Source organism: Vibrio halioticoli NBRC 102217, assembly GCF_000496695.1.
In the GTDB taxonomy this organism is placed as follows: Bacteria; Pseudomonadota; Gammaproteobacteria; order Enterobacterales; family Vibrionaceae; genus Vibrio; species Vibrio halioticoli.
Genome location: NZ_BAUJ01000079.1, coordinates 1 through 21,001, shown reverse-complemented (window position 1 = coordinate 21,001; position 21,001 = coordinate 1). Strand labels below are relative to the sequence as shown.

18 protein-coding genes are annotated in these 21,001 nt (G+C 42.5%); 7 read left to right on the top strand and 11 right to left on the bottom strand.

The window, feature by feature from the left end:
- Positions 1-333: 333 nt before the first annotated feature.
- A complete protein-coding gene (gene pflB, locus VHA01S_RS16860) occupies positions 334-2,610 on the bottom strand; it encodes a formate C-acetyltransferase (RefSeq protein WP_023405552.1) in 2,277 nt (758 codons plus the stop codon).
- Between the two features lie 333 nt (positions 2,611-2,943).
- A complete protein-coding gene (locus VHA01S_RS16855) occupies positions 2,944-4,485 on the bottom strand; it encodes a DUF3360 family protein (protein ID WP_023405551.1) in 1,542 nt (513 codons plus the stop codon).
- A 608-nt stretch (positions 4,486-5,093) separates the two neighbouring features.
- Between VHA01S_RS16855 and VHA01S_RS16850 the strand changes: the two genes are divergently transcribed.
- The 4 genes from VHA01S_RS16850 to VHA01S_RS16835 all read left to right on the top strand — a co-directional run bounded on the left by VHA01S_RS16850 (position 5,094) and on the right by VHA01S_RS16835 (position 8,385).
- Complete coding sequence (locus VHA01S_RS16850; protein ID WP_023405550.1) at positions 5,094-5,864, top strand: ABC transporter ATP-binding protein; 771 nt, start codon at positions 5,094-5,096, stop codon at positions 5,862-5,864.
- 65 nt (positions 5,865-5,929) lie between these two features.
- Positions 5,930-6,706 (top strand): L-arginine-binding protein AotJ, encoded by a 777-nt coding sequence (gene aotJ, locus VHA01S_RS16845; RefSeq protein WP_023405549.1) that lies wholly within the window; start codon positions 5,930-5,932, stop codon positions 6,704-6,706.
- A 249-nt stretch (positions 6,707-6,955) separates the two neighbouring features.
- Complete coding sequence (locus tag VHA01S_RS16840) at positions 6,956-7,696, top strand: ABC transporter permease (RefSeq protein WP_023405548.1); 741 nt, start codon at positions 6,956-6,958, stop codon at positions 7,694-7,696.
- Between the two features lie 5 nt (positions 7,697-7,701).
- Entirely contained in the window at positions 7,702-8,385 is a 684-nt protein-coding gene (locus tag VHA01S_RS16835; protein WP_023405547.1) for an ABC transporter permease, read from the top strand.
- A gap of 89 nt (positions 8,386-8,474) precedes the next feature.
- Here VHA01S_RS16835 and xthA read toward each other — a convergent pair whose 3' ends face one another.
- The 5 genes from xthA to dinG are packed head-to-tail and all read right to left on the bottom strand — an operon-like array spanning position 8,475 to position 12,897.
- Positions 8,475-9,281, bottom strand: coding sequence for an exodeoxyribonuclease III (gene xthA / locus VHA01S_RS16830; RefSeq protein ID WP_023405546.1), 807 nt, complete (start codon positions 9,279-9,281; stop codon positions 8,475-8,477).
- Between the two features lie 29 nt (positions 9,282-9,310).
- Entirely contained in the window at positions 9,311-9,472 is a 162-nt protein-coding gene (rsmS, locus tag VHA01S_RS16825; RefSeq protein ID WP_023405545.1) for a pleiotropic regulatory protein RsmS, read from the bottom strand.
- Entirely contained in the window at positions 9,472-10,020 is a 549-nt protein-coding gene (locus VHA01S_RS16820; RefSeq protein ID WP_023405544.1) for a primosomal replication protein, read from the bottom strand. Before VHA01S_RS16820 ends, rsmS begins: the two co-directional genes overlap by 1 nt.
- A gap of 10 nt (positions 10,021-10,030) precedes the next feature.
- Positions 10,031-10,810 (bottom strand): sulfite exporter TauE/SafE family protein, encoded by a 780-nt coding sequence (locus VHA01S_RS16815; RefSeq protein WP_023405543.1) that lies wholly within the window; start codon positions 10,808-10,810, stop codon positions 10,031-10,033.
- A 17-nt stretch (positions 10,811-10,827) separates the two neighbouring features.
- The gene (gene dinG, locus VHA01S_RS16810) at positions 10,828-12,897 is read right to left on the bottom strand and encodes an ATP-dependent DNA helicase DinG (RefSeq protein WP_023405542.1); all 2,070 of its coding nucleotides are present in this window, start codon (positions 12,895-12,897) and stop codon (positions 10,828-10,830) included.
- Between the two features lie 543 nt (positions 12,898-13,440).
- Here dinG and VHA01S_RS16805 point away from each other — a divergent pair.
- Both VHA01S_RS16805 and glgA read left to right on the top strand, forming a co-directional pair.
- Positions 13,441-14,487 (top strand): porin, encoded by a 1,047-nt coding sequence (locus tag VHA01S_RS16805; protein WP_023405541.1) that lies wholly within the window; start codon positions 13,441-13,443, stop codon positions 14,485-14,487.
- A gap of 317 nt (positions 14,488-14,804) precedes the next feature.
- Positions 14,805-16,253 (top strand): glycogen synthase GlgA, encoded by a 1,449-nt coding sequence (gene glgA / locus VHA01S_RS16800; protein ID WP_023405540.1) that lies wholly within the window; start codon positions 14,805-14,807, stop codon positions 16,251-16,253.
- A gap of 85 nt (positions 16,254-16,338) precedes the next feature.
- Here glgA and purB read toward each other — a convergent pair whose 3' ends face one another.
- The 3 genes from purB to mnmA all read right to left on the bottom strand — a co-directional run bounded on the left by purB (position 16,339) and on the right by mnmA (position 19,615).
- On the bottom strand, positions 16,339-17,709 hold the full coding sequence (gene purB, locus VHA01S_RS16795) for an adenylosuccinate lyase (RefSeq protein WP_023405539.1): 1,371 nt from the start codon (positions 17,707-17,709) through the stop codon (positions 16,339-16,341).
- Between the two features lie 140 nt (positions 17,710-17,849).
- On the bottom strand, positions 17,850-18,467 hold the full coding sequence (gene hflD, locus VHA01S_RS16790) for a high frequency lysogenization protein HflD (protein ID WP_023405538.1): 618 nt from the start codon (positions 18,465-18,467) through the stop codon (positions 17,850-17,852).
- Between the two features lie 17 nt (positions 18,468-18,484).
- Complete coding sequence (gene mnmA / locus VHA01S_RS16785) at positions 18,485-19,615, bottom strand: tRNA 2-thiouridine(34) synthase MnmA (RefSeq protein ID WP_023405537.1); 1,131 nt, start codon at positions 19,613-19,615, stop codon at positions 18,485-18,487.
- A 163-nt stretch (positions 19,616-19,778) separates the two neighbouring features.
- Between mnmA and VHA01S_RS16780 the strand changes: the two genes are divergently transcribed.
- Entirely contained in the window at positions 19,779-20,042 is a 264-nt protein-coding gene (locus VHA01S_RS16780) for a hypothetical protein (RefSeq protein WP_023405536.1), read from the top strand.
- A 108-nt stretch (positions 20,043-20,150) separates the two neighbouring features.
- Here the strand turns inward: VHA01S_RS16780 and VHA01S_RS16775 are convergent, their stop codons facing one another.
- Positions 20,151-20,828, bottom strand: a complete 678-nt coding sequence (locus VHA01S_RS16775) for a pseudouridine synthase (protein ID WP_023405535.1) — start codon at positions 20,826-20,828, stop codon at positions 20,151-20,153.
- Positions 20,829-21,001: the final 173 nt, after the last annotated feature.

The window sequence follows — 21,001 nt, the reverse complement described above, 5'->3', positions numbered from 1 at the left end:
CTCTGATCACTTTATGACTGTTATTGCTATCAATTTGGCTTTCGGTATTGCTAGAGAGGCTCAGCAGGTTGTCATATACCAATTTTGGGACATATGACGAGTGTAAACGTCATAAAGCCACACTTCAGTATAGATTTAAATGTTTGTTTTTGTATGGATTTTTAAGAATATCTTGTAAAGAAAAGTAAGGAAATAAAGTGTAAAGCTTACACGTTCATTTAGATCTAAATCATGATTCGCTTGAGGTGTGATTGAGCGAAAGGTTAAACAAAAAAAACCTCGCCGAAGCGAGGTTTCAATATTAGCAGTACTTAGTTTATGAAGTAATTAAACTTACATAGACTCAGTAAATGTACGAGCGATAACGTCTGCTTGTTGTTCAGCTGTTAGAGAGTTAAAACGTACAGCGTAACCCGATACACGGATAGTTAGCTGAGGGTATTTCTCTGGGTGCTTAACTGCGTCTTGTAGAGTTTCGCGGTTAAGAACGTTAACGTTAAGGTGTTGACCACCTTCAACAGCAGTTTCATGGTGGAAGTAACCATCCATTAGACCAGCAAGGTTAGCACGTTGGCTGCTTTCTTCTTTACCTAGAGCGTTAGGAACGATAGAGAAAGTGTAAGAGATACCGTCTTGTGCATCAGCAAATGGTAGTTTACCAACTGAAGTTAGAGACGCTACAGCACCTTTCTCGTCACGACCGTGCATTGGGTTAGCACCAGGAGCAAAAGGAGCACCTGCTTGACGACCATCTGGAGTGTTACCAGTTTTCTTACCGTATACCACGTTTGAAGTGATAGTAAGAATAGACTGAGTAGGGATAGCATCACGGTAAGTGTTAAGCTTACGGATTTTGTTCATGAATGTAGAAACAAGTTCACATGCGATGTCATCAACGCGTGCATCGTTGTTACCAAATTTAGGGTAGTCGCCTTCGATTTCGAAGTCGATAGCTACGCCATTTTCGTCACGAACTGGTTTAACTGTAGCGTATTTGATTGCTGATAGTGAGTCAGCTGCAACAGAAAGACCTGCGATACCACATGCCATAGTACGTTTAACGTCACGGTCATGAAGAGCCATAAGAGCTGCTTCATAGCTGTATTTGTCATGTGAGTAGTGAATTGCGTTTAGAGCAGTCACGTATTGTGTAGCCAACCAACCCATGAAGTGGTCCATACGATCCATTAGGTCATCGTAGTCTAGAACTTCTTCAGTGATCTTAGGCATTGCTGGACCAACTTGAGCTTTAGACTTCTCATCGATACCACCGTTGATAGTGTAAAGCATAGTTTTAGCAAGGTTAGCACGAGCACCGAAGAACTGCATTTGCTTACCAACAACCATTGGAGATACACAACAAGCGATTGCGTAGTCATCAGACTCAAGGTCAGGACGCATTAGGTCATCGTTTTCGTACTGGATAGAAGAAGTATCGATAGATACTTTAGCACAGAAACGTTTGAAGCCGTCAGGTAGGCGCTCAGACCAAAGAACAGTGATGTTTGGCTCTGGAGAAGGACCCATAGTGTATAGGCTGTTTAGGAAACGGAAGTTAGTACGTGTAACTAGTGTACGTCCGTCAAGACCCATACCACCCATTGATTCTGTTGCCCAGATTGGGTCGCCAGAGAACAATTCATCGTATTCAGGAGTACGTAGGAAACGAACCATACGTAGCTTCATTACGAAGTGGTCAATCATTTCTTGAGCTTGTACTTCAGTGATTTTGCCAGCAGCAATGTCACGCTCGATGAAGATATCAAGGAAAGATGAAGTACGACCAAGAGACATAGCCGCGCCGTTTTGAGATTTAACAGCTGCTAGGTAACCGAAGTAAGTCCATTGGATTGCTTCTTGTGCAGTTTGTGCTGGCTCAGAGATATCACAGCCGTAAGTTGCTGCCATTTCTTTGATTTGACCTAGAGCACGATGTTGCTCTGCAAGTTCTTCACGAAGTTGCATAGTCATTTGAAGGTCTTCGCCCTTTTCCATTTTCTCTTGTAGAGAAGTGAATTGAGCTTTTTTGTCCTTCATTAGGAAGTCAATACCGTATAGAGCAATACGACGGTAGTCACCAATGATACGACCACGGCCGTAAGCATCTGGAAGACCAGTTAGAACACCTGATTTACGACAAGCTAGGATTGAAGGAGTGTAGATATCGAAAACACCAGCATTGTGTGTTTTACGGTATTCACTGTAGATTTTTTTAACTTCAGGATCTAGAACGCGATCGTAAGCTTTACAAGAACCCTCGATCATGCGGATACCGCCGTTCGGGATTAGAGCACGCTTAAGAGGAGCTTCAGTTTGAAGACCAACGATTGTTTCAAGATCTTTGTTGATGTAACCAGCGTCATGAGACGTGATGGTAGAGATAACAGAAGTATCGAAATCTACAGGAGCGTGGGTGCTGTTCTCTTGCTTGATGCCTTCCATAACTTTAGCCCAAAGCGTGTTAGTTGCTTCAGTACCTTCAGTTACAAGAAAAGACTCGTCGCCTTCAAACGGGGTGTAGTTCTTTTGAATGAATTCACGAACGTTAACTTCGGTTTGCCATTGACCTTCAGCGAAACCTTCCCAAGCTTTAGCAAATTGCTCTGCCATGATGTACCTACCTTATTAGTAGCAAAAATACGTGCCGTCCCACTACCCAAAATTGGCTAGCTAAGTGTCAATGTTGACACAGCACTCTTAAGATTAATAACAATGTGAATAAGTTCACTATCAAATGATGCTTATTCATATTGTCACTTATATCCCTCAAAAATAATTATAAGTTTTAAACTAAATTAATAAAAGGGTTTTTTTGAAATCTTTGTAACCAAAATCTGATCGTTTTTCCAAAAGGCTCAATGATATTTAGTCGAATATGGGAAAGTAATCAAACTTCAAAGTAAAAAAAAAGGGTAGTGCGTAAGCACTACCCAAAAATTTCGATTAAAGGAACGCTTTTAAACCGTATTGCGGTTCAAGCATACCTACTGCCAGCATAGCCACTAGACAGATAACAAATACACTGACTGGAATGATGATCTTATCAACAAATGATAGGCGTGCAGCACGCTCTTTATCACCAATTAGGCCATTGTTATCTAGGAACATGGTTAGTGCCCAAGCCAGTACTGGGTTAGTCACGATAGCTGCAAAGATACAGATACCTGCAGCTTGTGAATCTTTCGTTTCACGAACCATTTGCATACCCGCTTCAAGTAGCGGTAGGAATACACCTACTAGCAGAGCAATACGCATTACTGGAGGCCATACTGCGATATCCATAGGGAAACCTAGGATTGCAACCACAATACACATTAGACCAAGTAGGATTGCACCACCTGGGATAGGGCGTTTTGCGATAGCCGCAGGAATCATGTACGTACCCCAAGAAGAAGTGATGTTACCACCACCAACAGCAGTACCTACCATCTGACGGATAGAACACATAGTCATAGTGTCATCAACGTCCATAAGTACTTTTTCAGTTTTCTTCGGATAGTTTAATTCTTGGAAGATACGGTGACCTAGGAAATCAGGAGACCACATAGCAACCGCTAGAATTGCAAACGGTAGTGATGCAATAAAGTGTTCTACGTTAGGAAGACCTAATTGCCAACCTTGCTCAGTGCTGCCCCACCAGTAAACAGGGTTTAGGTTTGGTATACCCATGTGTGTTTCGAAGGTTAAGTCGAAGCCAGCGCCTAGACCTAGCGCAATGATCAATCCAGCAATAGCACAAACCGGAATCGCTAACCAACGCATACCAATTTTTGCAAGGTATGCATAAATAGCAATGTTAACGCCCAGTACCACTAAACCAACATAACCAAGACTGCCCGCAGCAACGTGCGCAGATTCAAGACCTACAGCCCAAGATTGGATATCACCAATCTGACTTACGGTCCCGGAGAAGCCGAGGAACATTAATAAGCCACCGGCGGTACCTTCCGAGGTCAAGTTGACCAGTTTGGAACCCCCTTTAAGGAAGCTCAGAATAAGACCGAACACACCAATTAAGATTGCTAGTGCTAGTGGGTGAGCACCCGCTAGTGCGATAGAACCAATCAATGGAATCATTGGACCGTGGTTACCGGCCAAGTTGGCACGTGGATTCACAAACCCAGAAGCAAGAACACAAAATAGAAGGGCAGGAATTAGCATTTCAACACGAGCAACTTCAATAGCAAACTCTTTGCCTAAATGAACGTGATCCCATGCTTGTGTTAGGCCATCAGCCCAAGACATCATAACTGCAGAGTACATTGCAATGATGCCAATCGTACCTGCTAGTGCTGGAACTAAATCTTCCAGTTCGAAGCGAAAATCACGGCCAGGAAGGTTTAAACCAAAGCGGCGTGGCTTCATAATTTGAAGTTCGTGATCTAAATAGTCAGATCGAGTTGCGAATTCTGAGGCTGGTTTATGCAGTTCTGAATAGCTTTTTTCTTCAGTATCAGACTGCTTGTTGTTGGCAGCGTCGGACATAAAATCCTCGTTAGGTATTGGATAAAAATTAATCTAGTCTAGATGAACATTTTGCGCGTATTGTTTCGCGACGTGCTAATTTCGCATATTTATGGCGATGTAGCACGTGAATATCGGAAATTAATTAAGCAAAATTTTTAAAAATACTAATTAAATTTGAATTGTCGGCAGAGTGTAACAAGGGTACCCCCCTGAACAATTGATCTTGATCAGTTAATGAAAACTACTGTTACAAAAGTCTCAGTGGGCTCAGATTATAGGGAATGTATGTTCCGTTATTCTTTGTTGCATATCAATTTCGGTTGAGATCTAGAAGTTGTCAGTTTAAAAATGCGAGCAAGATTCACGATAAACAGAGCTGGGTTTTGTTGCTTGTTTGTAAATATTTAGTGACTTTTTGGTATTTTCATTTACATTTGTAGTTAAGTAAGACGTTGTTATTAGTACATTTATCTGACTTATAATATACAAGATAGATATATAGGCATAAGTTGTGACTAAATATCCTGAAAAGTCACACAGTTAGGTCATTGCTAAACGGTTTTGCAAATGATACCTTTCTTTCATCAACACAGGCTGACACTAGGATTATAGGGAGAACCCAGCGCATGACGGATGTATCCGCGCTTACTATTAACAATCTGCATAAAACTTTTGGACAAAATGACGTGCTAAAAGGCATCTCACTTGAAGCACACAAAGGTGATGTAATCTCTATAATTGGCAGTTCTGGTTCAGGGAAAAGTACTTTTCTTCGTTGCATTAATTTACTCGAAACTCCAACAAAAGGAGAAATTTGGGTAAATGGTGAATTGATCGAGATGAAAAACAACCGTCTTGGCGAAGCATACCCTTCTAACGCAAAACAAGTTCAGCGTATTCGTTCACGTTTAGCGATGGTGTTCCAAGGCTTTAACCTTTGGTCGCACTTAACTGTTCTTGAAAATGTCATCGAAGCACCTGTGCACGTTCTAGGTGTCCCTAAAGCGCAAGCGATAGAAAAAGCCAAACAGCTCTTACAAAAAGTAGGGCTATACGAAAGAAAAGACTATTACCCAGGTCACCTCTCTGGTGGACAGCAGCAACGAGCGGCAATTGCTCGTGCGTTAGCGGTCGATCCAGAAGTCATGCTATTTGACGAACCGACCTCAGCACTTGATCCAGAATTAGTGGGTGAAGTACTAGGCGTTATGCGCGATCTTGCTGAAGAAGGCCGCACTATGCTTGTGGTAACGCACGAAATGGCGTTTGCACGAGACGTCTCAAATCACGTGATGTTCTTACATCAAGGATTAGTAGAAGAGCAAGGGGATCCGGCTCAATTGTTTACTAATCCAGAGTCTGAACGACTACAACAATTTATCTCATCAATTTACTAACCGAAGTGCATTAAAGCGCTCACTTAAACACAACACAAAAACACCGAAATCACAGGAGTATGGATATGAAAAAGTGGTTACTAGCCGCAACACTGGCGGCAACAGCACTTTCAGGTTTTGCACAAGCCAAGGAATGGAAACAAGTCCGCTTTGCTATTGAAGGAGCTTATCCTCCATTTAGCAAAACAGAAGCAGACGGGTCACTAAGTGGTTTTGATGTGGATATGGCACACGCTCTTTGTAAAGAGATGCAAGTGAAATGTGTCCTTGTTGCTCAAGATTGGGATGGCATGATTCCTTCTCTTCTAGCACGTAAATACGATGCGATCATCGCCGCAATGTCGATTACTGAAGAACGTAAGAAGAAAATCGACTTTACCCACAAATACGCTCTTGTTCCAAATAAATTCATTGCTAAAAAAGGCGAAAACCTAGATTTCTCTAAAGCAGGTCTAAAAGGCGTGAAAATCGGTGTGCAACGTGCCACTACGCACGATAAGTACCTAACGGACAACTACGGCGGCGAAGTTGAAATCGTACGTTACGGCTCTTTCGATGAAGCTTACCTAGATCTTGCTAACGGTCGTATTTCTGCAGTATTAGGCGATGCGACAGCACTTGAAGAAGGCGTACTTAATGCCGCTGAAGGTGACAAGTATGAGTTCGTAGGTCCTACGCTAACCGATCCAAAATGGTTTGGTGAAGGCTTTGGTATTGCAACTCGTAAACAAGATAAAGATCTTACTGAGAAGCTGAACAAAGCCATTGATGCAGTACGTGCTAACGGCACTTACAAACAAGTACAAGACAAATACTTCGACTTTGACGTATACGGACAATAAGTCACTTTAAATAAATACGATAGCCCGAGAGAACCGTTCTCTCGGGCTATCGACATTACTTTTACTCATAATGTTTTGCGCCTACTTTTTTAAGTTATACCAATCACACTAAGTAAGTGATCAGAGCTAGAGCATTTTAACAAGCTAGAATGACCAGTTATTTAGTACGATTGGTATTAAAGCATTATGAACAAAAAACATGTCATCAATGGGGTGATGGAATAACCATGATAGAGTTTAAAAATAATTATGTTTGATTTGCAGGGTTATGAAGCCTCAATTTTAAGTGGAGCTTGGCTAACGTTGCAGGTAGCTTTGCTATCGCTATTGTTTGCTGTTGTGCTGGGTATGTTAGGTGCATTGGCAAAGCTGTCTTCATTTCGAGTTTTGCGTGGCATCGCAACGCTTTACACCACCATCATCCGTGGTATCCCCGATCTCGTGTTAATGATGCTTATCTTCTTTGGTGGACAAATACTACTTAACAATAGTTTGTATGCGGTGAACGAATGGCTGAATAACTACTTCACTGCCAGTGATCCAAGCCATGAGTGGGTGTCTTATCTTCCAGACTATATTGATGTGAGCCCTTATATTGCCGGTATTTTGACCATTGGCTTTATTTTTGGTGCTTATATGGCCGAAACCTTCCGCGGTGCGATTATGGCAGTGGACAGTGGTGAACTAGAAGCGGGTAAAGCGTATGGCATGAGTCCAGTTTTAGCATTTCGACGAATCCTTTTGCCGCAGATGATAAGACACGCCTTACCAGGCTTTGGTAATAACTGGTTAGTGTTATTAAAAACCACTGCTTTGGTTTCTATTATTGGTTTGGAAGATATGGTTCGCGTCAGTTCTCTGGCCGCAGGCACCACTAAAATGCCATTTACCTTTTATATGGCCGTTTCTATCATCTTCTTAATTTTCACTGCAGTATCGACAGGTTTACTCAAACTTGTGGAACGCAAATTTAGCATTCAAGCGAGGTAGTAAGCGTGGATTTCTCTGTTATCCTCGATAGTATCGATGTCTATATCGAAGGCTTATACACAACCGCATGGCTGGTAGGCTTGTCACTCATTATGGGTATCTGTATTGCGATCCCATTAGCGATTGCTAGAAACAGCAAAAACTGGTTTTTGGTTGCGCCAACGTGGTCATTTATTTACTTTTTCCGTGGCACGCCGCTGTTAGTTCAGCTGTACCTTATTTACTACGGTATGGACCAGTTTTACCCAGTAAAAGACACGTTATGGGAAAATGCCTGGTTCTGTGCGTTAATTGCCTTTGTATTGAATACCTCGGCTTATACCTCTGAAATTATTCGCGGTGCGATTAATGGTTTGCCTAAAGGGGAAGTAGAAGCGGCTAAGGCGTATGGTATGAGCCCGTTTGCTACTTACCGTCGCATCATACTGCCAAGTGCGTTACGTCGCGCTTTACCTGCCTACAGTAATGAAGTGATCTTTATGCTACATGGCTCAGCAGTGGCAGGTATTATCACCATTCTTGATTTAACTGGCGCTGCTCGCTTGGTTAACTCACGCTATTATGCGCCGTTTGAAGCATTCCTAACTGCTGGTCTGTTTTACATGTGTCTCAGCTTTATCATTTTGTTTACGTTTAAAAATCTGGAAAAACGTTTCTTAGCCTATTTAAGACCTCTTGAATCAAAGTGATGGATAACGCAGGTTACGTATAACAAACAAAAAACCGAATCTTTCAAGATTCGGTTTTTTGTTTTTATCCATTAATGACAACGTCCGTATTACTTAAACGTTGCCCATATTGGCGCGTGATCCGATGGTTTTTCTATACCGCGCAGCTCGTAATCTACTTCTGATTCGATACATTTGGCGGCTAAGCTTGGCGTGGCGAGCACTACATCAATACGCAGACCTCGGTTATCTGGGAAGCCCTTAGAGCGATAGTCAAACCATGAGAAGCGATCGTTTACCTCTGGTTGCAGTTTTCTGAAAGTGTCTTCAAATCCCCAATCCATTAATGTTTTTAGCCATTCACGCTCTTCTGGTTGGAATGAACACTTACCTGTTTTTAGCCAGCGTTTGCGGTTAGGTTCGCCAATGCCGATGTCTAAGTCAATCGGACTAATATTAATGTCGCCCATGACCACCAGTTGTTCGTCACTGTTGTGATAAGTGGTGAGATAGTTCATGAGATCTTTGTAAAACTGACGTTTGTATGGGTATTTGGTTTCGTGAGCGATATTATCGCCTTGTGGGAAATAACCATTAAGTATAGTCACAGGTTGGCCTACTTCATCTTCAACCGTGACCATGATCATGCGTTTTTGATGATCTTCGTTGTCGGTTGGAAAGCCTTTTTGTACCGAAATAGGCTCTTTTTTACACAGCATTGCGACGCCATAGTGCGCCTTTTGACCATGGTGATAGACCTTGTATCCCATCGCTTCGACATCTTCGATAGGGAAGGCTTCATCGTGAACTTTGATTTCTTGTAAACCGATCACATCTGGTTGATGTTTGTCGATAATGGCTTGCAGTTGGTGAAGTCGGGCTCTAAGGCCGTTGATGTTGAAACTAATGATTTTCATTCTGTCATTCCATGAATCTAAGGTCTAATTTAAGTTTGCTGTTGCTTGCTGAGTAGGTCGTTTTTGACCATTTCTAAAGCCGACAACGCGGTTTCAATATCCACCTCGTTGGACTCGAGTAAATAGATAAGATCAACCGCCAGTTTTACATCGTCAGGTGCATTGTCTAAAGGAGATGTGGGTTCACTCATTATTGATGCTGCTCCTTGTAGGTAATCTGTTTTTCAATTCTAATGATGGCTTCTCGACATCGTTGTAGGCGCTGTTCAGCGGTCAATAGTGCTTGTTGAGCTTGTCCTTGATTAAAACCTAAAGCGCTATCTAAGGCGTTTTGGCGATCGATAACCATTTCCATCAACTGGCGTTCCCACTCTTTATGCTTGGCTAAATCTTGATAGAAAGCATTAATCGGTTTTCGATAATAACTTTTGTGTTTAGGCTCGTCTTTGCGAAAATGCGCTGTCGATAATTCTCGGGTAATGGCACTGATTTGTGCCAATAAACGCTCTGATAAGTATTCTGCTCGCTCTTTGGTTAAGCGCCCATGTTGTTGTTCACGCAAGATCGACTCGTAAGTCTGTGTGGTTTCAACCACACAAGGGTGTAATAACTTAGAGCGACAATGAAACAAGCTACTATCGAATAGGGCTTGATGATGTTCACCACGCTGTTTATCTAATTGGGTAGCGCTGTGAGACATTTGAGCAAGTTTTTCTTTTAACTGGGAAATTTGACTCATGTATATAGCCTTATAGAGCAACAAACCAAGCGTTATAAGCCAGCTTGACCGCTAGGATAGTCACCACAGTAATAAATACCGGTCGAATGAACTTAGCGCCAAAACGAATGGCTGAATGAGCGCCAAAGTAAGCGCCTAACATTAAGCAAAATCCCATCGTAAGCCCAAGCAACCAGTCAATATGTCCAAGGTAGGCAAACATTAATAAAGAGGTGAAATTACTGGTAAAGTTCATCGCTTTTGCCAACCCTGAGGCAAGCAATATGTTAAGGCGGTACAGCGCCATACTACTGACGGTCCAAAAAGCGCCGGTTCCAGGGCCGGCCATACCGTCATAGAAACCTAAACTAAAGCCTTGGGTAACTTGAGCGACATTGTGCTTAGTGCTGGGGTCTGGCATGGCATTTTTATTTGCATCAGGTGTTTTATAAAAAATTGTGTACAGTGCAGCCGCTAAAATAATCAGCGGTAAGCCTTTTTCTAACCATTCAGTGGAAATGGAATCAACGAATAAGGTGCCGCAAGTTGCGCCAATTAAGGTGGCAATAAATGTGGGCAGCCATAGCTTTGGTTTAAACAGTTTTTTCTTATAGTAAGTAAATGCTGCGGTTGACGAGGCAAATGAGGCCGCCAATTTATTGGTGCCTAACGCAATATGCGGAGGCAGTCCTATAGATAGCAGTGCAGGGACGGTCAACATTCCGCCGCCACCTGCCACCGCATCAATAAAGCCTGCTACAAAAGCAACGATTGCTAATATGAGCAACATGCTTGGTTCTATATATTCCATTGAGTCGTGAACTTATCCTAATCGATGCGCCGTTTAAAAGGGGGTAATGAGTCTAATAATGCTTTGCCGTAGCGTTTTGTCACGAGGCGACGGTCAAAAATGACGACTCTACCAGAATCTTGTTCTTTACGCAGTAATCTACCCACTGATTGGATGAGCTTCTTGCTCGCTTCAGGCACCGCAATTTGCATAAATGGGTTTCCGCCACGGCTTTCAATATACTCTGCGTGCGCTTCTTCGACTGGAGAGGTCGGAACCGCAAACGGGATCTTAGTGATCACCAAGTTTTCCAATAAGTTACCCGGTAAGTCTAGACCTTCAGAGAAGCTACCGGTACCAAATAAAATACTGGTTTTACCTTTATCAATCGCTTTCTTGTGGTTTTTGATGATTTCTATACGAGAACTGTCACCTTGTACCTGCAATTGCCAACCTTTTTTGGTGAGTTCGGTTTGCATTGCATCAGCGACTTGGTTCATTTGCCAATAGGAAGCAAACAAAACCAAATTTGCTTTATCCGCCACCAGCCAATTAATCAGCTCTTTGCTTAAGTAATCGGTAAATTCAGGTGCTTGAGGTTCGTACTTTGTTTTTGGGACGATAAGCTCGGCATTAGCTTGATAGTCAAAGGGAGAAGCCAATGCTAAAAATTGAGTGCCGTCTTCTTGGGCGTAACTTACGCCACTTTGCTGACAAAAGAAGTTAAACGAGTTTAATGCTCTCAATGTTGCCGAGGTTAATACCGCACCTACGCATTTGCTCCATAGTTGCTGATCAAGAGACCAACCTACTTCTAAAGGAGAGACACTGACTACGAAATCAAGCTCTCGCTCGGGATTGGTTTCAATCCAGCGGGCAAGGGGAGCTCCTTTGTCACGTGAGGGTTCGGCCATTAAATGCCAAACCTTGGCTAAATTCTCGAGTCTTTGTAAAAAGAAGCCGGCTTCGGCAAGAGCAGGTTCTGCTAGGCGAGGGGATACTTCGCCATCTTTTATTCTTTCACTGATTAGGTCGGTTATCTTAGCCAGTGCTTGAGCCGCTTTAGTACAAACGGTTTTTAGCTCTTTACTTTGTTCTACTAACCATTGCGGTAATTCACCGTGTTCAAAGCGCAATCGGTTCTCTTTAAAACCGGCGGGGTCTAATTGACGCGCGACATTATTTAAACTTGGGATGATCTCAGCAATTGAGTTCTGCAACTCAGTAAGAAAACGGTCGACACGTTTTGCATCGGCTAGCGAGGCAATTTTAGAGCTGCTTTTATTGAGCGTTTCTAGCCATGCGGCTGCGCCTTTTAAACTGGCAGATGCCGAAGAGTGATCGCGTGCCACTTTAGGTAAATGATGCGCTTCATCAAATACATAAATGGTATTTTCAGGCTCTGAGAGAATGACGCCTCCACCAAGATCTAAATCGGCCATGACTAAACTGTGGTTAGCGATAACTACATCGGCTTTATCCAGTTCTGAGCGTGCTTTTTGAAATGGACAGCCTCTATGTGCGGGCAGACCGTTATTACAACTGTGTTTGTCACTGACAATACTTTGCCATACATCATCTTTGATGGGTTTTGGCCAAGAGTCTCGGTCGCCATCCCATTTGTTTTCAGACAACGCTTTGTACATTCTTTCTAGTAGGTCGATATCTGATTTTTTTGGCTTAGTCTCAAACATGGCAATTTGGCTATCATCGGCACCTGATGCTGCTGCCAGTTTCTCTGCGCAGCAATAACGCTGACGCCCTTTGGCCAAAATAAACGAAAACTCGAAATCCACCAAGCGACGGTATAAGGGTAAATCTTTGTTTATAAGCTGTTCTTGTAGGGCAACTGTGGCTGTAGAAATAACCACTTTACGGTTGTTAAATTTTGCCACAGGAATAGCCGCCATCAAATAGGCGAGGGATTTACCTATCCCTGTACCCGCTTCAGCAACAATTAAACGATTACTTTTGTGGTATTCACCACAAAGGGTTTTAGTGATCTCTGCTACTAAGTAATTTTGGGCTCGACGGGGAATAAAATTATCCAATTGGTCATGCAGATTCTTGTAACTGTGGCGTATTGCTTGTTGGATTTTTGGGTTCATTTTTAATCAGACAGTGACATGCTGTCGCCATAATAACACATCTATAACGGCGAGATCGCCCGTAGAAGAATGTAGTCCAATAAAGAATTTACGTGACCTTAATCACAAAAGCGTCATCTGAAATGGCAAACTTTAAATCTTCATACTCCATGTCCTATTACTTCCCTTGTAGATATAAATACTTTCACTGTGAAACTAAGGGCTTATTGATTGGCTGAATATTCTGGTCTCTATTCCATATTTGGAATTTTATTTTGATAAAAGTGCAATTAAAAGAGTTGTTAAGTCTGTGCTTCGTAAATGTATAAAAATGTGAATTGACGACTTGAATATGGCTATCTTATTGTTTTTAAAGTGTTTTTAGTTTTATTTTTGTTCTTTTAGCTTGTGTTGACACTGCTTTATAAAAATTGCAATGTAACAACACTTTCAGAGGGGAAGCAGATACGAAGAGATCTCGCCTTCTGGATGATTATAAAAATAACTAAATAAACTAAAGAATCACATAGGGTTCGAGTTAAAGGAATAAGGACGTAAATTAACATGAAAAAAACACTATTAGCACTAGCAGTTGCTTCACTAGCTGCAACTTCTGTTAACGCTGCAGAAATCTATAAAGCTGAGAAAGGTTCAGTAGACTTTTACGGTCAATTACGAACTGAACTTAAAGGAACTGATGATTCTGTTTCTCTAGCTGACGGCGCACAAGATGGTAAAGTTACTCTTGGTGCTGGTTCTTCTCGCATGGGAGTTACAGCAGACTACACTATCACTGATGGCCTAGGTATTATGGGTCTTGTTGAAGTTGGAGTTGGCTCTGGTGATGTAAATGTTCGTCAACACATTCTTGGTGTTGTTACAGACTTCGGTACATTCAAATTTGGTCAGCAATGGACTGTTTCTGATGACATCTACGGTGCTGATTACTCATACTTCTTCGGTGGTTCTGCTCTAGGTTACTCTAACGTGAGCGGTGCAAGCCATGACTCTCTAATCAAGTACAACCTAGACCTTGAAAACTTCTTCGTAGCAGCGAACTACGGTTTGAACGAAGACGATTCTAACCAAGATCTAATGGAAGTATTCGTTGGTGGTAATGTTGCAGGTCTAGACCTTCACGTTGGTTTCGGTCAAGTTAAAGACAATACTGATGCTGCAGTTCCTGAACTAAAAGATACGTACTACGAAGGTACAGTAGCTTATGATTTCGGCGGCGCATCTATTGGCTTCACTTACTACAACACTAAAATTGAAGTTGAAAGCGCTTCAGCAACTATCAACGGTTACTCTCTAGCGGGTACAGTTGACTGGGCTGACAACGCAACTGCGTATGCTGGTTTTGAATACACAGATCAAGACCTAAAAAATACTGCTGTTCTAGACCCAGCATTTGCTGACGAAGATACTTCTACAGTAATTTACGTAGGTACTGACTACCACTTCAACAGCTTTACTCGTCTATACGTTGAAGCAGCATACCAAGACGGTCGTACTCTAGGTTTCACAAACAAAGCATCTGATGAGTTTGTTGGTGTAGCTGTAGTTGACGGCGGTTTCTCTTGGGGCGTAGGTGCTCGCGTTTACTGGTAATCACTAGTAAAACATAATAATTTCAATGCCCAGCCATAGTGCTGGGCATTTTTGTATCAAGGTGTTCCTCTCGATCAACTGCCGTTGTCCTTTTCTTTGCCTTATTTGTTATTTAAGTCTTCAAATTCAATGGTTTAGTTATTTAACTGCCTTGGTGTTTAAAAGATAATGTTATGATTTGTTCACGGCTTTATTAGCCCTCCATATTAGCGCAATCGATTGTTTTTTATGTTAAAGTTGCCTAGAAATGATGCGAATCAAATCTATCGAAGCAGAAGCTGTCAACAGCTCAAATGAAAAATAGGATTTCCCCCAAAATGTCACAATTAAAAGTTTGGTTTACCGTCTCCGAAGCTGAAGGATTAGTAAAAAGCGGAGGCTTGGCTGATGTAGGTAAGGCACTGCCTAAGGCACTACAAAATTTAGGTTCAGATATCGCGATTGCGATTCCGGGTTATACAAAACTGCCTAACTTTGAGCAGAGCCCTGTGGTTCTTTCTACCACACTCGATCACTTCCCACATACTCCGTATCAAGTTCGCCAACTTGAATTAGATGGTGTTCCTGTGTACGCGTTTGAGTGTGCAAAATATTACGATCGTCCAGAACTGTACGCTGAGCGCAATCAGGCTTATGCAGATAATGGCGAACGTTTTGCATTTTTTTCTGCGGCCAGTTTAGATGCACTGCCTAAGTTAAATATTAAACCCGATGTGATTCATGCCAACGATTGGCACACAGGTTTAGTTCCTTTTCTATTAAAAACGCGTTTTGCGAATAACGAGTTTTATAAAGACATTAAGAGTGCGCTTACTGTGCACAACGCTTTGTTTAAAGGTATCTATTCTTATAATGAAGTGAGCATTATTCCTGAGCTGAGTCAGGTAGAACGCAGTTCAGTGAACTACGGTGATGATTGCATTAGTATGCTACGTGCAGGTATTCAATACGCTGACAAAGTTAATGCAGTGAGCCCAAATTACGCCGAAGAGCTAAAGACTCCGCTAGGCTCGCACGGACTAGTCAATGATTTCGTATCACGTTCTGCTGATTTTTGTGGCATCGTTAATGGCTGTGATTACAGTGAGTGGGATCCGTCTACTGATCAGTATTTGGTCAAAAAGTTCAAAGCAACCAAAGCCAGTTTTAAAGCGGGTAAAGCGGCCAATAAATTGGCACTACAGCAAGAGTTTAACCTTCCGGAAGAAAAACTGCCGATGTTTGGTATGGTGTGTCGCTTAACTCACCAAAAAGGCTTCCACTATATTCTGCCGATTCTTGAGCGTTTCTTAAGAAATGACGTACAGTTGGTCATTATCGGTACTGGCGATCCGTCAATTGCCGCTCAGCTTCGTGAAGTATCTGAGCAATACCGTGATAAATTTGCCTTTATTGAAGCGTACGACAACCGTTTGGCTCATTTGGTTGAAGCGGGTTCGGATTTCTTCCTAATGCCGTCTGAATTTGAGGCGTGTGGCTTGAATCAGATCTATTCGATGGCATACGGCACACTGCCGATTGTGCGTAGCGTCGGCGGATTAAAAGATACAGTGAATGACTATGACACTGATCCAAGTACCGGTACTGGTTTTGCATTCCGCGAACCATCAGCAGAAGAGCTACTGATTTGTATGCAACGTGCACTGATCATGTACCTGCAACAACCAAAAGCGTTCGCTGAAGTACAACTGCGCGCAATGAATCAAGATTTTGGTTGGGATATTGCAGCAGGTAAATATATTGAGATGTTCAAGAGCGCTTTTTAGCCTGACATAGTTTCAATAGATGAAAAAAAACCTGAATCTGTAAAAGATTCAGGTTTTTCGTTTTTAGAGGCTATAAAAAATCAAATTATAGCTTGTCAGTTAGCTCTACAGCTTGACCGATGTAGTTAGCTGGCGTCATCTCTTTAAGGCGTGCTTTCTCTTCTTCTGGAAGTTCAAGGCCGTCAATAAAGTTACGCATAGCTTCGCCATCAACACGTTTACCACGAGTCAGCTCTTTTAGCTTCTCGTATGGTTTTTCAATGCCGTAACGACGCATCACTGTTTGTACAGGTTCAGCTAATACTTCCCAGTTCTTGTCTAGCTCAGCCAGCAGTGCATCAGCGTTAATTTCTAATTTGCTAATGCCTTTTAGGGTAGAAGTATAAGCGATGATTGCATAGCCAACACCCACACCTAGGTTACGAAGTACTGTTGAGTCTGTTAGGTCGCGCTGCCAGCGAGAGACAGGCAGTTTTTGTGCTAAGTGACCGAATACAGCGTTGGCAAGACCAAGGTTACCTTCAGAGTTTTCAAAGTCGATAGGGTTCACTTTATGCGGCATGGTTGAAGAACCAATTTCGCCAGCAATGGTTTTTTGCTTGAAGTGACCTAGTGCGATGTAGCCCCACACGTCACGATCAAAGTCGATCAAGATGGTGTTAAAACGTGCTACTGCATCAAACAACTCTGCGATGTAATCATGAGGTTCAATTTGCGTTGTGTATGGGTTCCAAGTTACGCCTAGAGATTCAGTGATGAACTCTTGTGCGAACTGGTGCCAATCGACACTTGGGTAAGCAGATAGGTGAGCATTGTAGTTACCTACTGCGCCATTTACTTTACCTAAAATTTCAACGCTTTCGATTTGTTTGTATTGACGCTCCATACGGTACGCCACATTAGCCATTTCTTTACCCATAGTAGATGGGGAAGCTGGCTGACCGTGTGTACGAGATAGAAGAGGGATGTCGCGGTATTCAACAGCAAGTGCTTTGATTGCATCGATGATGTTTTTGATTTCAGGAAGAATAACAGTTTCACGTGCTTCTTTAAGCATTAGAGCGTGAGAAGTGTTGTTGATATCTTCTGAAGTACAAGCGAAGTGGATGAACTCGTTTACAGCGTGAAGCTCAGGTACACCCGCTACTTTCTCTTTAAGGAAGTACTCAACCGCTTTAACATCGTGGTTGGTGGTGCGCTCGATATCTTTGATACGCTGTGCGTCTTCTTCATTAAAGTTTGCCGCTACATCATCAAGGAATTGGTTCGCTTCTGCGCTAAACGCAGGTACTTCTGCAATTGCATCAGTTGCTGCAAGCTTTTGTAGCCAGCGAATTTCAACGATAGTACGGTACTTTAGGAGGCCATATTCACTAAAGATGCTACGTAGTGCAATGGTTTTACTTCCGTAACGGCCGTCTACTGGTGAAACAGCAGTCAATGCTGACAGATCCATGTTGTTCTCCCGAGTTGAGTTTCTAAATTTTGTGAGGTTTATACCAGTAACAAACCGAATTGTCACTACTATTGCGCAAACGTTTGCGTTAATTTTCTTTAATCAAAAAAATAAGCTCGCGACAATGCGCGAGCTCATCATTAAATTCGTGCTAAAAGTATTTCGGCCTGCTGTACCATTTTCTTGCGACCGAAGACTAAGTGACGACGTTTGCCACCGACTTGACGCCAAAGTACCGCGCTACGAATACCGGAAAGGAGTAGGGCGCGCACTTTGCTTTGTACCGCAGATTGTTGAAGCATAGCCGGGTTGCCAGTGACTTGGATACGAGGTCCAATTGGACTAATGACATCCAGATACACGCTGGCAAGATTACTGATCATTTGCTCTTCAAAAAGATCAAAGTGATCCGATTGTCGCTCAATTTGGTGAATTCGGTCACCTAATTGAGACATGGCATCGCGACGTTGACTCAGCTTACGCTCTAGTGCCATAAGGCTAATGATATAGCGAGTCAATTCGTTACCAGTGACTGAACTATCCAACCCTTTGGCTAAGCATTCAAGACCGAGTTTAAGATCTCGCTCATGGCCAAAGACACTGATAGTGTCCGCAGGGTTAGTGTTAGTAATGGCTGCTATGGATGTTTCAAAAGCAGCAGAATTACAATGTCCGTCTTTTGCCACTTGTTGAACTAGAGCGACAGCTTGGCAAATGCCAGCAAAAGCGATGGTACGGTCATAATTTGTGTTTGCCACTTAAGAACTCCTTTATCTTATGCTTTGATTCTTTTCTCAATAATACCGCCACCTAGACAGTCGTCTCCTAAATAAAAGACCGCAGATTGTCCTGGTGTAACAGCAACTTGTGGCTCATCAAAAATCACTTTAATGTTTTCATCGTCCACAGGAATAATGGTACATGGAATATCGGTTTGGCGATATCTTGTTTTTACCGTACAGGTCATAGGTTGACGAATTGGCTGACGATTTACCCAGTGAAGTTGTGAAGCAAATAAACCTTCAGACTTCAGTAACGGGTGATCGGCACCTTGCACCGCAATCAACACATTACGTTTTAGATCTTTTTCAGCAACGTACCATGGGTCTTCGTTACCACCGCCGCCTTTTTGGCCGCCAATATGTAAGCCTTTACGTTGACCAAGTGTGTGGTACATCAAGCCCATGTGTTCGCCAATGACTTTACCTTCTGGCGTTTCAATTTTGCCCGGCTGTGCTGGCAAATAGCGAGATAGGAAGTCGGTAAACTTGCGCTCACCAATAAAACAGATACCAGTTGAATCTTTTTTCTTGGCAGTGACTAACCCTTGTTCTTCCGCGATGCGGCGAACTTCAGGTTTTTCGATATCGCCCACAGGGAATAGGCTACGACCCACTTGCTCATGACTTAACGTGTAGAGGAAATAGCTTTGGTCTTTGTTGCCATCGAGTCCACGTAGCATGCGAGGTTTTTCACCGGCTGCGATTTCTTCGGCACTTGGGAAAGTACGACGCACATAGTGACCCATTGCAATGTAATCAGCATCGAGCACTTCATCGGCAAATTCCAAGAAGGCTTTAAATTTGATTTCTTTATTACAAAGGATATCTGGGTTAGGGGTGCGACCGGCTTTGTACTCTTCTAAGAAGTACTCAAAAACATTGTCCCAGTATTCGGCGGCAAAGTTAATGGTATGCAGATGAATGCCTAGCTTGTCACAGACCGCTTGCGCATCGGCAAGATCTTCTGCGGCTGTACAATACTCTTCGTTGTCGTCTTCTTCCCAGTTTTTCATAAACAGGCCTTCAACTTGATAGCCTTGTTGTTGAAGAAGATACGCAGAGACAGATGAGTCAACTCCACCGGACATGCCGACGATGACTTTCTTTTGGCTGTTGTCAGACATTCAAAAATACCACTAAATAAACACGGTCGCACATTCTACCAGAAACAAAGCTAGTGTGACAGTTCAGCGATATCAATCACACTTTAAATTGACTGAAAAATGTAAACAAATTCTGGCATACTGTGTGCAATTATTTTCAGTTTTCAAATAAAAGGCTATAGGCATGCAAGACGAACAAGAAATGCAAGATCAACTCTTGGAGATCGTTGAGAACCAAATCGAATCAGGCGAACCTAAAAAAGTAAAAGAAACCTTAATGCGTTTGATGATGACAGGTAATAGCCGTGAAGATTCAGTGGCGATGATAGGTTGCGCCGTTGCTATCGAAGTGTTTGATGTAGTCAATAACGGCGCCACTTTTAATGAAAAGCGTTATGCTGAGCATCTTGAGCGTTTACCAGATCTTGGTTTTATGGAAGGTGAGTAATTCACTTTCGTTAACCGCTGTATTTTGTATCAACAATCGCGGTTAACAAACAGCACAAATAATCCCAGTTTATGTCTATTTTCTTAGACACTGCTGGGATTTTTTTATTTAAGCCAATTTCCATTCACCATTGGGCAGTTCGCCCAAGCTATATTCACCAATCGAGTAGCGAATTAAACGCAGGGTAGGGAAGCCTATATTGGCGGTCATGCGGCGCACTTGACGATTACGACCTTCGATAATGCTAATTGATAGCCAAGTGGTGGGTATCGCAGCGCGAAATCGCACTGGAGGATTGCGTGGCCAAAGGTTTGGCTCCGTCATTATTTCCACTTTTGCCGGTAGCGTGAGCCCATCTTTTAGCTCAACGCCTTGGCGCAGTTTATCGAGATCTTGCTCTGTTGGCGCTCCTTCAACTTGCACCCAATAGGTTTTGGGGGATTTTGAGTCAGGCTGAGTTAATTTTGCTTGTAAAATACCGTCGTTGGTCAGCAGTAATAAGCCTTCACTGTCTCTGTCTAATCGCCCTGCGGCATACACTTCTTTAATATCGATAAAGTCGGCTAAGGTTTGTCTGCCATCGCCGTCGGTAAATTGACTCAATACATCAAACGGTTTGTTAAATAACACTATTTTTCTATCTTGCGCGGATACACGTTTAACTTGTCTAACTGGTTTTCTGCGTGCGGATGAGCTAGAACGGTTTTTGTTAAACTTAGCGTTTGACGTCGATGTTCTATTTGACGTTTTAGATGGGTTTTTCGGTCGACGTTGGTCGCTAGACATGTTAACTACCTTGCATTTTTGTAAACAAACTGTGTTAGTTCGTTCTCTCGAAACAACATTTGCTTTATGATACGCGCAGCAAACGCGTTAGGACAACAATAACACGATTGCGATCAACGCCGTTTATTTGATAGGTTAGTCAGTACACCTTGTATGATTATACCAATCACACT